The 15,342-nt window shown below is 61.9% G+C and carries 9 protein-coding genes; 4 read left to right on the top strand and 5 right to left on the bottom strand.

The window, feature by feature from the left end; all coding sequences use genetic code 11:
- Positions 1-35: 35 nt before the first annotated feature.
- From FV139_RS12595 to FV139_RS12580, 3 genes are all read right to left on the bottom strand, one after another.
- Positions 36-719 carry a DUF3313 family protein gene (locus FV139_RS12595; protein WP_148068808.1) on the bottom strand — a complete coding sequence of 228 codons (684 nt, stop codon included), beginning with the start codon at positions 717-719 and terminating at the stop codon, positions 36-38.
- A gap of 233 nt (positions 720-952) precedes the next feature.
- Entirely contained in the window at positions 953-3,790 is a 2,838-nt protein-coding gene (locus FV139_RS12590) for a hypothetical protein (protein WP_187276516.1), read from the bottom strand.
- 82 nt (positions 3,791-3,872) lie between these two features.
- Complete coding sequence (locus FV139_RS12580; protein ID WP_187276515.1) at positions 3,873-6,926, bottom strand: TonB-dependent receptor domain-containing protein; 3,054 nt, start codon at positions 6,924-6,926, stop codon at positions 3,873-3,875.
- Positions 6,927-7,246: 320 nt separating this feature from the next.
- On the opposite strand from FV139_RS12580, the gene FV139_RS12575 reads away from it, so the two are divergent.
- From FV139_RS12575 to FV139_RS12565, 3 genes are read left to right on the top strand one after another with little or no spacing between them, the layout of a single operon-like run.
- The gene (locus FV139_RS12575) at positions 7,247-7,441 is read left to right on the top strand and encodes a hypothetical protein (protein ID WP_148068805.1); all 195 of its coding nucleotides are present in this window, start codon (positions 7,247-7,249) and stop codon (positions 7,439-7,441) included.
- A 9-nt stretch (positions 7,442-7,450) separates the two neighbouring features.
- Entirely contained in the window at positions 7,451-9,187 is a 1,737-nt protein-coding gene (locus tag FV139_RS12570) for a lysophospholipid acyltransferase family protein (protein WP_148068804.1), read from the top strand.
- 21 nt (positions 9,188-9,208) lie between these two features.
- Positions 9,209-10,021 carry a UDP-2,3-diacylglucosamine diphosphatase gene (locus FV139_RS12565; protein ID WP_148068803.1) on the top strand — a complete coding sequence of 271 codons (813 nt, stop codon included), beginning with the start codon at positions 9,209-9,211 and terminating at the stop codon, positions 10,019-10,021.
- 10 nt (positions 10,022-10,031) lie between these two features.
- Here FV139_RS12565 and FV139_RS12560 read toward each other — a convergent pair whose 3' ends face one another.
- A complete protein-coding gene (locus FV139_RS12560) occupies positions 10,032-11,147 on the bottom strand; it encodes a glutathione S-transferase family protein (protein ID WP_148068802.1) in 1,116 nt (371 codons plus the stop codon).
- A 24-nt stretch (positions 11,148-11,171) separates the two neighbouring features.
- A complete protein-coding gene (locus FV139_RS12555) occupies positions 11,172-12,443 on the bottom strand; it encodes a M20/M25/M40 family metallo-hydrolase (protein WP_148068801.1) in 1,272 nt (423 codons plus the stop codon).
- A gap of 290 nt (positions 12,444-12,733) precedes the next feature.
- Between FV139_RS12555 and FV139_RS12550 the strand changes: the two genes are divergently transcribed.
- A complete protein-coding gene (locus FV139_RS12550) occupies positions 12,734-15,205 on the top strand; it encodes a TonB-dependent receptor (RefSeq protein WP_213004110.1) in 2,472 nt (823 codons plus the stop codon).
- The last annotated feature ends 137 nt before the right edge of the window (positions 15,206-15,342 follow it).

Raw genomic sequence — 15,342 nt, 5'->3', positions numbered from 1 at the left:
TGAAGCAGGCGCTACCTGGCGCCCGCCCCGGTTGCTCAGCCGCCAGCCCGGACTTTGTCGAGCCCGTCGCGAAGCTCGCCCGCCCAGCGCCGCAGTATGCGGTCAGCTTCGACTTTGTTGGTGACGCTGTTGCTCCAGCTCATGTAACTGTCGTCGAAGTCCCGCTGGCGATCGAGCACCCGCACCAGTACATCCCCGGTGTTGGCGTCCACTGCCTCCAGCATGAGCGTCATCTCCCCGGCCGAAGTGGTATAGGTGCGGCTCATACCGGCACTGCGTACATCCGGCGCATTGATATCCAGGTTGACGATGGCCGGTCGCAATACCAGCACCATTTCACCCGGGGTGAACTCCTCAACCACATTGTAGGCAGGCTCTTGAGCCAGGGCCTCGCGGAACATTGCCTCACAATGGGCACCGAGGGCGTCCTTGATACGGTCCACATCCTTCTGGGTAACGCGATTGCTCAGGCTGACGCGATTGGAATTCTGGTCGCGCATCCAGTTTTTGCGAAATTCAACCTCGCAGGGCGTCACACCGTAGGTGGAATAAGCCGTCAGGTCCACGCCCGGCTTTCTGTACACCTCGGCAAAGACCGTGTCGGGAACGAGTTGAAGACCGTCGGGGGTTTCCGCCGGGGGAGCCGGAGCCATACTGGCGCAGGCTGTCAGCAGCAATCCGGACGCCACGGTAGTGGCAAGCGCGATGAATCTGTCCATCGTCAATTCTCCTTGGAATGTGAGTGCGACATCGACCAGTGCTTTGGAGTGTAGACCAAATCAGCCAGACCACCCCCTCAGCGGGGTTTATCTTACTATGCAACCCGGCAGACAGTTAACAGGCCACCCGGATGATGAAATTGTAGCGCAATGCGCTGGCATGAACTTTTCTCGGGGCATAAAAAAACCCGCGCTTGCGCGCGGGTTCACAGAAGCGAGCGAGAGTCTGTCGCTTAGTCGAGGGTACCCTCGAGGATCCAGCCAGCCCACCAGGCGTCATTGGCTGAGGTGCCCGGTTCAACCGCACCCACGAAGTCGGTGTCGTCGAACGTAAAGCCGGAACCGTTGTCTACTGCCATGATGCCGGGAGCACTTACCAGGGCCGCGGCCTCGGTGATGGCGTAGGCGTCATCGATGGTGACAGTGGCATTGTTACCCTCACCCGCGTTGTCTTCTACGTCGGCTGCACGCTTGTTGTAGAAGCCGTCGGCACACTCACCCAGGATATTCACCAGGGTGACATCGGAGCTGACGATGGTGGAGCCGTCACCGTTGACATCGGCATCGTCGATGCGGATACAACCGGAGTCGAATCCTTTAACAGCCGTGTTGTAGATGGCAGTCGTCAGGGCGCCGCGCAGACGCATGCCCGGTTGCGCACCGGCGTCCGAGTCGTCGTTGTTGTTTACCGGGCTACCCAGGATCAGGATGTTGGCCAGTACCGCGTTGGTCTCGGGAGCGTACTCGTCGTCTGAGGAGTTCGCTTCGATGGCACGCGGGTCGTTGGAGCCGGTAGGTGCATCCTTGTTGGGATCCTTGCGTACGATGGCGTACTGGATGTTGCCCTGGTAACCCTCGTCGAAGTCGATATCGTCGTCGTCGTTGTTGGTCAGCACCAGGTACCTAGCGTTCACCGTACCGCCGAACCACTCAACACCGTCGTCGAGGTTGCCGTGCACCTGGATGTACTCCAGGGTAGTGCCGTGACCGACACCTTGCAGGGTCAGACCGTTGATCTCGTTGTTGGGACCAGCGACCAGACCACCCTCGGCGATACGCACGTAGCGCAGGGAGCCGGAGTTGTCGGCAGCATCGTTACCGCCGTAGTTGCCCACCACGGTACCACCTTCGCCGACCACGTTACACACAGTGCCGCTGCCGAAGCAGGCGCCGGTGCCACCCTGGCCGTACTGGGGTGCGAAGCCCTGCATGATGATACCGCCCCACTCGCCGATGCCGTCGATACCGTCATCCAGGCTGGAGAAGGTGATCGGGCTGGCGGCAGAACCATTGGCAATCAGCTTGGAGCCGCGGGTAACCAGCAGTGAACCGTCGTCAAAGGCTTTCACTTCAACACCGGCACGCACCGTCAGGGTGACGCCAGCATCGCGAACCGCCTGTACATCGGCGTCGGAGCTGACGGCCTGGTTACCGGTACCCACCAGTACCTCGCCGGACAGACGCCATTCAACGCCAGCCACCAGGGTGTAGTCGGTGTCGACCGTTCCGGAGATGGTGCACACACTGTTATCGCTGTTACAGCTCACGAAGTCGGCGGTCTGCACTTCTTCTTCAGCGCCCAGGCTGCCGGGGATGGTCCAGCCTTCCCACCAGCCGGTGGCCGCATCGGGATCAACCGCGCCAACGTAGTCGGTCTGGTCGAAAACAAAGCCAGAGCCAGTGTTCACAGCATTGATAACCGGCGCAGAGGAAAGCTGTGCAGCCGCCTCGTTGATTGCCAGGGTGCTGCTGTAGGTCAGGGTCTGCTCGACAACGTTGGACTCGGAAACCGGCAGTTCGTGGCTGTAGATACGATCGGCACAGTCGTTCAGGATGTTTTCCAGAATCACAGTGGAGGGCTCGATGATGGAGCCGTCACCGTTCACATCGGCGTCATCGATACGGATACAACCGTAGTCGAAACCCTGGACAGAGGTGTTGTAAATGCTGGTGGTCAGGGCACCGCGCAGACGCATGCCGGGCTGGCGGCCAGCGTCGGAAGCGTCGTTGTTGACCAGGGGGCCACCGATGATGGTGATGTTGGCCAGTACCGCTTCGGTTTCCGGCGCGTACTCATCGTCGGAGGAGTTGGCCTCGATAGCGCGGGGGTCGTTGGACCCGGTGGGCGCCTCTTTGGTCTGGTCTTTCTGGATGATGGCGTACTGGATGTTACCCATGTAGCCTTCATCGTAGTCGATGTCATCGTCGTCGTTGCCGGTCAGTACCAGGTACTTGGCGTCAACCGTACCGCCGAACCACTCCACACCGTCGTCCAGGTTGTTGTGAACCTGTACGTACTCGACGGTAGTGCCGTAGCCCACACCCTGCAGGGTCAGGCCGTTCAGCTCGTTGTTGGGGCCGGCGACCAGGCCGCCCTCGGCGATACGTACATAGCGGATGATGCCGCTGTCGTCGGCGGGGTCATTACCACCGTAGACAGACACATCCGTGCCACCTTCACCTTCCACGTTACACACTTCGCCGTCGCCGAAGCAGGCGCCAGTGCCGCCCTGACCGTACTGGGGCGCGAAGCCCTGTACAACCAGGCCACCCCACTCGCCGAGGCCGTCGTAGTTGTCGTCCAGTGAGCTGAAAGTAATCGGGCTGCTGGCGGTACCTTCGGCCATCAACATGGAGCCGCGGGTCACGATCAGGGTACCGTCGTCAAAGGCCCGGATGTCGGTGCCGGGTTCGATTTCCAGGGTAACGCCATTGTCGCGCAGCGCCTGCACATCAGCGGCGCTGGATACGTTCTCGTTACCCTCACCAACAGTAACCGTGCCGGACAGACGCCACTGGACATCGCTGGTCAGCGTGTAGTCGCTGTCGACCAGGCCGCTCAGGGTACCGACGCTGCAATCGTCATTGAAGCTGACAAAGGAGGCTTCGACGACATTATCGCAGTCGGTATTGCTACCACCGTCGCCACCGTCGCCGCCGTCGCCGCCGTCGCCGCTATCGCCGCCACCGGTCTCAATATTGATGGTTACGTCGTCACCCTCGTCGCCACTGCACCCCGCGAGGGCGGTGAGCGCGACCAGGGTTGCTACAACAAGCCCTTTACGATTCATGATTCAGTCCTTTCGGTTAATGGTTTGCCGCTGGTTGATGCTGAATTTGTGCACCCGGTGACCCAGGGGCCACCGTGTACGGTTAGTTAAACTGGTAGGTGATCGAGGCGCCGAAGATGGTGCCGTTTTCATAGCTCTCGATCACGTTGTTGTTCTGGGAGTACTCGACCTTCTCGTTCAGCAGGTTTTTCACCTGCAGTTCGAGGGTGAGCGACTCGCTGAACATTTTTTCGTAGGTCAGGTCGACAATGATGCGGCCATCCTCGATCTGCGGGCCGGTATTGGCACCGCGGGCGATACGGAAGATGCGGTCGTCAAAGTAGTTCAGCAGCAGGGTGAACTTCTGCTCAGTCGGGTAGTGATCGAAGCCGAGCTGGATGTTGCCCAGCCACTCGGACTGCCCCTGCAGGGCGCGACCGTTGGCGTTGGCCCCCTCGAGACGAATCGAGTCAGCACTGAGCTCTACTTCCGAGTCGATGTAGGACACGTTGCCGGCGACGAACATCAGGTAATCGGTCTCGTCGAGCACGTTCATATTGGCGTCCAGCTCGATACCGTTGAGCTTGGCCGAATCCTGGTTGCGGAAGGTGATGCCGGAAGCGGCAGAACCGGACGCATCAGGCAGTGCACGCTCCACCGGCTTGTCGATATCCTTGCGGAAGAAGGCCAGCGAGATGCTTTCGTCATTGGAGAAGTAGTACTCCGCACGCAGGTCGTAGTTCTCGATGGTGGATACCTGCAGATCCGGGTTACCGAAGATCGGATCGTCGGTGACCGGGTCATAGGACAGGGACTCGGAACGCTCGATCAGGCCCGGGTAGGAGACCGTTTCGCTGTAACCTGCACGCAACTGGATGTCCTCAATAGGACGGAAAGTCACGTTGAAGGCCGGGTATACGTCATCGTAGTCGAGTTCGTTGGAGTTGCCGTTGGCCTCGTTCGGGTAGCTGAGGGCCTGGCTGAAGTCCTCGAAACGGGCACCCAGGAGCACACTCCACGCTTCACCCAATTCGGTATTGGTGGTCAGGTAGTAGGCCTGGATCTCCTCTTCGGAGTCATAGGAGTCGGTGTCCGCGGTATTGGCCTGCAGGCGAACCCGGTCCAGAGCAAAGTTGTAATAAGGGAAGACGTCCTTCTCCAGATCCTGGTCCAGACCGAGGTCCAGGTCGCTACCGTTGTCGCCCAGGCGAATACCGAAGCGGTACTGCTCCACTTCGCGCTGCTTGTCGGACCACAGCACACCCACCTTCACCTCGGTCATATTGGAGCTACCCCACTCCAGCGGGATGGTGTAATCCACAGAAATATCATTGCTGTCCTCCACCAGGTCGGACCAGCGACGCTCAAAGGCGGAGGTAGACAGGTTACCGTTGAAATAGGTGTACTGGCGGCGGTCCGGCTCGTCCCGGTCGGTGCGCGAGTAGGCCAGGCGCCAGTCCAGGGCATGGGTGCCGTGGTCAAACTCGAATTCGTTGTGGCCAGTGAAAGCCTGGGAGAAGAACTGGCGTTCAACCCATTGCAGGATGGCACTGTCGATCTGGCTGTCTTCGAGGTCGACACCGCTCTCCCAGCGGGTGGTATCTTCGCTGCTGCGCAAGAGGCTGGTTTTACTCAGCACTTCATTCGCCGCGCCGTATTCGTAGCCCGCCACGAAATAGCCATTGAGCGAGATGGTCTCTTCGGCGCGTTGATAGCCGCCGGTCACATCCAGCGGATTGTTCAGCCTGGCGTCACCGCGATCGGAGGTTGAGTAGCCGTAGTCACCCGCGGCATAAAAACCGAACTCGCCACTGTCCGTGGGAATACGATCCCCGTAGGAGATGGAGAGGCCACCGTCCGGCAGGGCTTTCTTGTCCCCGATGTTGTAGTCGTCCTGGAAGGCCACGCCCAGACGGGCCGCTTCCAGCGGTGCGGTACAGCGGTCGGGGTCGATGGCGGGGTCACAAACGGTCAGTGAGGTACCGCCATCCGTCGCATTGACAACGCTGCGGGGCAGGCCGCGCAGCCCGCTGTCAAAGCCGGTCCAGTCGGTGTCGGAGCCGCGATGGCTGATGATGTCGTCACCGGTGAAGTCAAAGTTGTAGGCGGTTGAAGCGCCGATCTTGAAGACTCGCTCGTCGGGCAGGCCCTTGGTGTTGATCTTGATCGAGCCACCGGTGGTGCTGGCCAGCTGGTCCGGGCTGTAGGACTTCTGGATCTCGATGCCACCGAGAATATTGGTGGGGAACAGGTCGAGCTGAACGTCCCGACGCTGGGGGTCGGTACTGGGCATCAGCAGGCCGTTCAAGGTGCTGGAGATATAGCGCCCGTCGAGGCCCCGCACGGTGGCGTATTTGGAGTCGGTCACGGCAACGCCCACCACCCGGTTCAGGGCCGCGGCAACATCGGAGTCGCCAAAACGTTCGAGCATTTCCACGTCGATGGCATTGGTAATGGTGGTGGCAAAACGCTCCATGGAGCCGGCATCCTGCATGGGGTTGAAAACCCCCATTACTACCACTTCCTCCAGTGCGGTTGAGGGCAACTGCATGGTTTCCGCCGCGGATTCCGCGTACAACTTGATCTGGGCGGTCACGCCGAGATCGGCAAGCACCCGAACGTTCGATACGGTGGCATCTTTGTATTCCGGGTGGGATACCTTGAGTTCATACTCGCCCCGGGGAACGTCGACCTGGTAGATACCATTGGCATCCGTAGTCACCGACTTGCCTGCTCCACCGACGATGATGGTGGCACCGGGAACCGGTGCATTGGCGGTGTTGGTAATGACACCGGTAACGTAGCCGGTTGCGCCGACATCGCCGGCGCTGAACTTGCGAACGCTGACCTGCGGCTCATCGCCACTGGCACTGGTGAAAACAATGCTGACCTCAACATCCTCATCGGCGGCCGCATCAAAATCTATGGGAAAAGAGAGGTCATCATCGGTAAGGGTCAGTGTGTGTTCGCCGCCACTGAATTCGCCCTCGGCACTGCCGCGGCTGTCGGTGCTACCGAGCGGCTCACCGTCCAGAGCAGCTTCCACACCACGCAGTGGCGCATCATCAAGGAACAGCTGTACATATAAGCCGCCGGCCAGCGAGTGCTGCGATACCAGCGAGGCCACCAGACCCATGCCAAGATAGGATTTTTTCATGTTGCTGCGCTTCAGCCCCCAGTTAAGGAAAACGGGATGCGCGACGCTCCCCCGGGGGCGCGCCTCACTGGAATAAAGCGCACTGCCAAGGGAACTCCGTGCAGATGGGCGCATCGTAGTCCCTCAACATGACAGTTTTGTTAAAGTTTTCGGCGGCGGGCAAAAACTTGAGACGCTCGTCCAACAACCGCCTCGATTCAGCCGATAACAGCGGTAAAAGTACCAAAAGCATTGTCATAAATTGTTCAAATTATCGTCTTTTTCCTGCAACAGGCGCTCGCCATGCTGCCACCAAACCAACGGCAAGCGAGGTCAAGGGGATGGCACGCAACAACCCAGAGGTGAATCCGGGAGAGAAACAACGCATGCGGGACCAGATCCGCCAGCAGGTGGAAGAGTTCCTGCACAAGGGCGGCCGCATCGACGTCATGGACCGCACGCCCCCGCGCAGGCAGGCAGGTGAGCGCGGTTCGGTCTGGCACGGCCAGGACGATTTCCAGCAGTTGCTGGACTGAGGGAGACCTATGCTCAATATCCAGAATGTACTGGAAACCCGCTACCCCTCCTTCTTTCAGCGCCACGCGCGCAGTGCCCGGACCCTGTCACGTTTCCTGGGCTTCCTGTTCTACCAGTCCCGCTTCGAACAGTTCGGCCGCGACTACCCCCACCTGAGGGGGTTCGACTTTGTCGATGCGACGCTGGGTTACTTCGACTTCACCCTGAAGCTGCGGGACAACGAACGGGTGCGCATCCCGACCAGTGGACGCGTAGTGATTGCGGCCAACCACCCGATTGGTTCACTCGACGGGCTGGCGCTGCTGAACCTGGTGCGACAGGTACGCCCGGACGTGAAGGTGGTGGCCAACGACCTGCTCACCGCCATCGAGCCACTGCACCCGGTACTGCTGCCGGTAAACAATATGGGCGGCAATACCGCGCGCCAGAACCTGCGGGCGATCCGCGAGCACCTCGAGCAGGACGGCGCCCTGATCATCTTCCCCGCCGGGGAAGTCTCGCGCTTCGGCGCCAAGGGCGTGAAAGACGGCGAGTGGCAGAGCGGCTTCGTCAAGATCGCCAGCGCCACCCGGTCGCCGGTGCTGCCGGTGTTCGTGGCAGGCCGTAACTCGCTGTTCTTCTACAGCCTGTCCTTCCTGGCCCGCCCGCTCTCCACCCTGTGGCTGGTACGGGAAATGTTCAAGCAGAGCCACAACGCGGTAGAGGCCAGGGTCGGCAAGCCGATTCCCTATGACAACTACGCGTCGCTGGACCTCTCCGCGCAAAAGATTGCGAAGATGTTCCGCAAGCACGTCTATCGCATCGCCCGCGACCGACGCCCGATCTTCCGCTCCATCGAAACCGTGGCAGCCCCGGAAAACCCGCTGCTGGTCAAACGGGAACTGGAACAGGCAGAACACCTCGGCAGCACCGCCGACGGCAAGCAGATGTATCTCTGCCGCATGGACGATGCGCCCTGCGTCATGCGCGAACTGGGCCGTCTGCGCGAGCTGACGTTCCGCAGTGTCGGCGAGGGCACCGGCCTGCCGCGGGACGTCGACCGCTTCGATCGCGACTACCGGCACCTGGTACTGTGGGATGCCACCGACATGGAAATCGCCGGCGCCTATCGTCTCGGCGACGCCCGGGCATTGCTGGCCCGGGGCGGCAAGGACGCCCTCTATACCCATACCCTGTTCGAGTTCGGCCCCGGTATGCAGCCCTACCTCGAGCAGGGCCTGGAACTGGGCCGCAGCTTTGTCCAGCCCAAGTACCAGACCCGGCACAGCCTGGACTATTTGTGGCAGGGTATCGGCGCCTTCCTGTGCCGCAATCCGGAGTTCCGCTACCTGTTTGGCCCGGCCTCGATCAGCCGCCTCTACGGTACCGAGGCCATTGCGCGCATCGCCTGGTTCTTCAGCAGCCACTACCAGTCCATGCCACTGGAAGTGACGCCGCGCACCCCCTTTACCATCCAGCCCGAACTGCAGGCCCGCCTGGCCAGTGAGTACACGGGGCTGGACCGCGAAGAGGACCTCAAGGCCCTGCGCGACACGCTCGCCGAGCAGGGGATGCCCATTCCGGTGCTGTACAAGCACTACGCCGGGGCTCTCGAGCCCGACGGCGTGGTCTTTACCGCCTTCAATATCGATCACGACTTTGGTGACTGTGTCGACGGCTTTGTGCTGGCGGACCTGACCCGGCTCACCGAGCGCAAACGCAAACGTTATCTGGGCACTGGCACGGGGGACGTCAGCGCCACTTGACCCACGGGGAGGGGAAAATCGATGGAGGCATTCAACGCGGACGGCAAGATTCACTGCAGGACACTGTGGATTTCCGACGTTCATCTGGGCAGCATTCACTGCAAGGCCGACTACCTGCTGGCGCTGCTGGATCGCGTCAAGTGCGAACGGCTGTACCTGGTTGGCGATATCGTCGACGTGTGGGCCATGCACCGCCGGGTATTCTGGCCCGAGGCCCACAACCAGGTCCTGCGCAAGCTGCTGAAACTGTCGCGCAAACAGGTGGAAGTCATCTACATACCGGGCAACCACGACCAGAACTTCCGCGAGTTCTGCGGGGCGGAGTTCGGCAATGTGCACCTGCGTGAGCAGGCCATCCACGAGACTGCGGACGGACGGCGCTTCCTGGTCATTCACGGCGACGAGCTGGACTACGCAGTGCGTTACAGCCGTCTCAACCGCGCCATCGGTGATATCGCCTACGACTTCCTGATGTGGGTGAACCGCTGGGTGAATCGCGGTCGTGAATTGATGGGAAAACCCTACTGGTCACTGGCGAAGTGGGTAAAAGGCCACATCGCCCAGGCCGAGCAGGCCATCAATGCCTACCAGGACGCAGCAGTCCTGATGACACGCCAGAAAGGGCTGGACGGGATCATCTGCGGCCACCTCCACCACCCTGTAATCAAGCAGTACGAGGGTGTCCTCTACTGCAATGACGGCGACTGGGTGGAGAACTGCACTGCCCTGGTGGAGGACTTCAGCGGCAGCCTGCACCTGATACGCGGAATCGGCAGCCCGGAATCGGCGGTGCCGGTACTGTTCGCCGAGACGGCCCCCGCCGGCCAGGCCTGAGGCCAGTCGGTCAGGCCTCGACCAGCTCGAGCTGGCCCGGCTGCCGGCGCACACGCCGGGCAACCGGGGTGCGCATGGCCTGTAGCCCGCCGATACTGCCCAGCAGGGTGTCTGCCCGGTAGCGGTCCTCGCCTTCCAGGCTGGCGTAGTGATCCAGGCAGCGCTGGAACATCCACTGGCTGTAGCTGTGGATGTAGCGGGTGCCCTGCACTCCGCCGGTCGTGAAGGGGTGAAAACCGAGCACCCGGGGCAGGCTCCCGCCCGGGTTCTGTTCCAGCCACCCGGCGTTGTGAGCGACCACGTCCACCGCATCGGGCAAGTGTTCGTGACACATTCTCTCCAGCACCGGCATCAGGGTGTCGGGCACGCGGTCGTCGGCCAGGAATTCGCCGCTACAGGGTTGCGGGTTGTTCATCCGCTGGACCCAGCGATAGACATTGGGGGCGGTCCGCTCCATCAACTCGCGGGGTACCGGGTCCCGACCCAGGTGGGCATACAGCGGCCCGATCAGGCCGAAGTCGCCTATCGACGGGCGGCTGCCGAGCAGGAAGTCGTACTGGGCGAAGTGGGCATCGAGCTCACCCAGCAGTTCGCGATAGGACTTTTCGATACCGGGGATGGTTTCCTCCGTCACCCCCAGGGCAGGAATCGAGCCGCGGAACGGCGCACAGAGTTTTTCCCCGAGATGCACTTGTTCTTCCTCACTGGCGTCGGGGGCACTCATGGCGCCGAACTCACGCATGATGAAGGAGTATTGCTGGTCGATCACACTCCAGCGATAGTGCATGGCCGGCATCACCAGCCACTCGTCGCCGTAGAACTCGAGCATCAGCGCCACCAGCTTCTGCAGGGAGCCCGCCGGATACACGGGGGGATTGGGATGCCGGGCCTCGAGAAAATCGATGATGTCGGTGGTGTCCTGGACCACCTCGTCGTTATCCGTGACCAGCACCGGCACAATCGCCGCACCCACACGCGGCAGGATAAGTTCCTTGTGCACCTCCCGGGTGGCGGGCAGCTCCCGATAGTCCAGCCCCTTGTAGCGCAGGTAACAACGCGCCTTGCCGGTATACAGCGACAGCTCACCACCGTAGAGCGTGTAGGCCGGTGTGGGTTCGGATGTCATTATTATTTGCTCCGTCCGTCGAATTTACTGCTGCGCCAGGCGCCTCAGCAGGATAGCAGCTCGCTTGGCCTGCTGCGGCAGCAGGCGCATGTCGGCCATCTCGTCCACGGTGTGACCACCGCTTCCCAGCAAGCCAAGGCCATCGATCGCCTGCTCCACGTAGCCCGCGGCAAAGGAGATATCCGCCGCGCCGGCCCGGCGCGGATCGACCGGCGTAACGGGCCCATAGCCCAGCTCTTCACTCACCGTACTGTACAGCGCCAGCAACTGCCGGTTGCCCTCGGTGGACGGCATCGGCGGGTAACCCTCGCTGAAGGTGAGCACGGCACTGGAGTGAGGGCTGTTGTCGGCGGCCACCTTGTGCATTACCTCCTGCGCGCGGCGCAGTTGTTCCGGCGACACCGCCCGGATGCCACCGTTTACCAGCGCACTGCGGGCAATCACATTACTCTTGCCAAACACATCACCGCGGCCGCTGGTGGCATCCAGGCTGACATCGGTGCCCGCCACCAGCACGCCGGGATTGAAGGTGAGGTTTTCCTCGGCCCGGAGGGCCTCGCGCCAGGCGGTGAGGATACGCGCCAGCTCGAAGGCCGCGCCGTCACCGATGTCTTCACGGAACACCTGGGAGGAGTGAGCCGGTTTGCCCGTCACCTCGAGGCGCCAGCTGGTGGAGCCACGACGCGCGGTGGCCACGGTGTGCGGGTCGTTATCGCCGTTTTCGAAACCTAGGGCGACATCCGCCCAGCGGGCGGCGTCCACCAGGGCGGCATTGGCGACATCCAGCGGCCGACCGCGGAGTTCCTCGTCGCCAGTGAGTACCGCCGTCAACTGCAGGTCGTCGAGCAACCCCGCCTCCGCCAGGGCCGACAGCGCCAGCAACATCACCACATTGCCGCCCTTCATGTCGGCGATACCCGGCCCCGCGGTATGGTGTTCGTCCACCACTTCGAAACGCTGGAACGGGCTATCACTGGCGAATACCGTATCCAGGTGACCGATCAACAGGACTTTGGGGCCCCGGGTACCGCGACGCGCCACCAGGTGGCCGGCGCGGTTGAAGGCCGCGCCGTCAACCCACTCGGTGGTGAAGCCCAGTGCCTCAAACTCCTCCGCAAACAGGTCACCGACCTTCCGCACACCGGGAAAATTCATGCTGCCCGAATTGATGTTGACCGCCCGCTCCAGCACCTCGGTGTAGCGCGCCGTGGCGCCGTCGACCGCTTCTGCGACGGAGGTTTCCACCGGGTCGAGGGCAAGGACCGGCACACTGGCGGGAAGGGTAAGGCAAAGCATAAGTAAACATCGGCGCAACACAGGCGAATCTCCGTAGTAACCAGGTGAAGGTATGTGGTCCGAGACCTTAGCACGCAGCTCACGCCAGAGACCACGGCGCGGGGCGCGAGGGCCAACTTGCCCGCCCCTGTCGAGGCCGCCCTGAGCACGCCTGGGAACAGCTGCAAATCCTCAATTTTTCATAATGTTTACAGTGAGTTAGGCGCCCTATCACATTCAACAGCTTGCTCGAAAACCCCCGCTGACGGACCTTAGGCGGCGATAAGAACATATAACTGAGAGGTCCCAACGTGAACGCAAACATTCCCGGTAAACGCTTTCCTGGTCACCAACGCATCCTGGCCCGCGCTGTGGCCCTGCTGGCCCTGCCACTGGGCAGTACCGCAGTCCAGGCCCAGGGCAGCGACGAAGTCCTGCCGCTGGAGACGGTGATCGTCACCGCCCAGCGCTATGAACAGTCCGTCAACGATGTCGGCATGGACATCCAGGCCTACCAGGGGGAGCGACTGGAACAGCTGCGCCTGGACGATGTCGACGACCTGACCGCGGTGGTACCGAGCTTCACGGTCGCCCAGAGCTACCAGGGTGTGCCCACCTACACACTGCGCGGCGTGGGCTTCAACACCATCAACATGTCGGCGACCTCCACGGTCGGCACCTATGTGGATGAGGTGGCCTACCCCTACCCCATCCTCAACGCCGGCCCCATGTTCGACATGGCCCGGGTGGAAGTGCTGAAGGGCCCCCAGGGTACCCTGTTCGGCCGCAACACCACCGCGGGCCTGATCAACCTCGTCACCAACAAGCCCACCGAAGAATTCGAGGCCATGGTGAGCGCCGAAGTCGGCAACTACGACACCTTCAACCAGGAAGCGATGATCTCTGGCTCCCTGTTCGACGGCCTGCAGGCGCGGCTGTCGATTCGCAATGAGGATAGCGGCGAAGGCTGGCAGGAAGCCATCGACAGCAACGAGACCCTCGGCGAGGTGCACCGCACCGGGGTTCGCGCGGCAGTGGCTTTCCAGCCCACCGACACCCTGAGCATCGACTTTTCCTACAATGGCTGGCGCGACACATCCGACACCCTGGCCGCCCAGGCCATCGGCTTTACCCCCGCGACCACCCCGGGCGGCGGCGGTACGCCAAGCCTGTTCAACGCCCCGGGCCTGGCGGACTACATCGCCAACAACCAGCCCAGAAATGCCGAGGACGCCAACTGGGTCAGCGCTGCCCAGCGCGGTGCCGACATCGGTATTGGCGCCGGCCTGGCCGGCGACCTGGACAACGACGCCTCCCTGGACGCCTACAAGCTCAACATCGACTGGGAACTGAACGACGACATGCGCATAGTCGCCCTCACCGGCTACCAGGACTTCGAGCGCCAGGCCCTGTCCGACTGGAGCGGCGCACCCTTCGAAATCCTGGTGCAGGACGCCTACGGCACCATCGAGAGCTTCTCCCAGGAACTGCGCCTGGAGGGCAGCACCGAGAACACCCGCTGGCTGGTGGGCGCCTATTACGCGGAGGACGAAATTCTCGACTCCAACCGCACCCTGCTGGGCGAGAACGCCAACGTGCCCATGATTCGCTTCTTCACGACCACCCTGCTGGAGACTCCTTTCAACTCGGGCGGCTATACCCTGACCGACGCCCTGCAGGCCTTCCGTACCTATCGTGACTCGGCGGACATCGACACCACCACCAAGAGCGTATTCGGCAGCGTGGACTGGGAACTGGGCGACACCCTGACCCTGACTACCGGTATTCGCTACAGTGAAGACGAGCAGGATTACGGCGGCTGCTCCAGCGACTTCAACGGCAGCATGCTGCCCAACGTCAACGTCACCAACCGCGCCCTGTTCTTCCAGACCTACGGCGCCTTCGTCGACGAGATCAGCGCCAACGAGTGCAACACCTTCAACCCGGAAACCCTGAGCTTCGGCCTGGTGGAATCGAAACTGGATGAAGACAACGTGTCCTGGCGCGTGGTTGCCAACTGGACCCCGACAGTGGACACCCTGTACTACGCCTCGGTATCCCAGGGCACCAAGGCCGGTGTGACCCCGGTGAACGCAGCCAACATCTCCACCCAGAACGCCCCGGCCACCCAGGAAGAGCTGCTGGCCTACGAGGTGGGCATGAAGGCGACCCTGCTCAACCAGCGCATGCAGTTCAACGCGTCGGCCTTCTTCTACGATTACACTGACAAGCAGCTGAGCGTGTACTTCTCCGACCCGATCTACACCGCCCTGTCACGCATCAACAACGTGCCCGACTCCGAGGCCTACGGTCTGGACGCCGAAGTGACCTTTGCCGTCACCAACAACCTGACCGCGATCTTCGGTGGTACCCTGCTGAACACCGAGGTCAAGGGCTACACCGGCATCGACGCCGGCGGCCAGCCCGCCGACTTCGACGGCAAGTCCTTCCTCTACAGTCCGGAGGTTGCCGGCAGCCTGACGCTGATCTACGATCGACCGATTACGGATGGGTTGGGTATGTCCATAGCCCTGAACGGACGCTACCAGGATGAAAGCTACGGCAACCTGGCCAATGATGACGATCACAAGATCGACAGCTACAGCCTGTTCAACGCCACAGCGTCCATCTACTCGCTGAATGAGACCTGGAACGTCAGCCTCTGGGGCAAGAACCTCACCGACGAGTACTACTGGAAGGCGGTTGCCACCAACGCCAACACCGCGGTGCGCTTCCCGGGCCAGAGCATGACCTACGGCGCCAGCTTCACCTACCGCTTCTGATGGCCGGTTCCGGCACCTCAAGAGCCCGCATCCTGCCCCTGCGGCAGGCTGCGGGCAGCGGCATTCCCCGCCATTCCACCGCGTCCCCCAACCCGGTGTTGCACTCATGCGCGACTCGGGGCACTCTTGAGCGCGAT

The sequence above is a fragment of the Parahaliea maris genome (genome assembly GCF_008064665.1).
In the GTDB taxonomy this organism is placed as follows: domain Bacteria; phylum Pseudomonadota; class Gammaproteobacteria; order Pseudomonadales; family Halieaceae; genus Parahaliea; species Parahaliea maris.
This window is presented reverse-complemented; position numbering and strand designations above follow the sequence as displayed.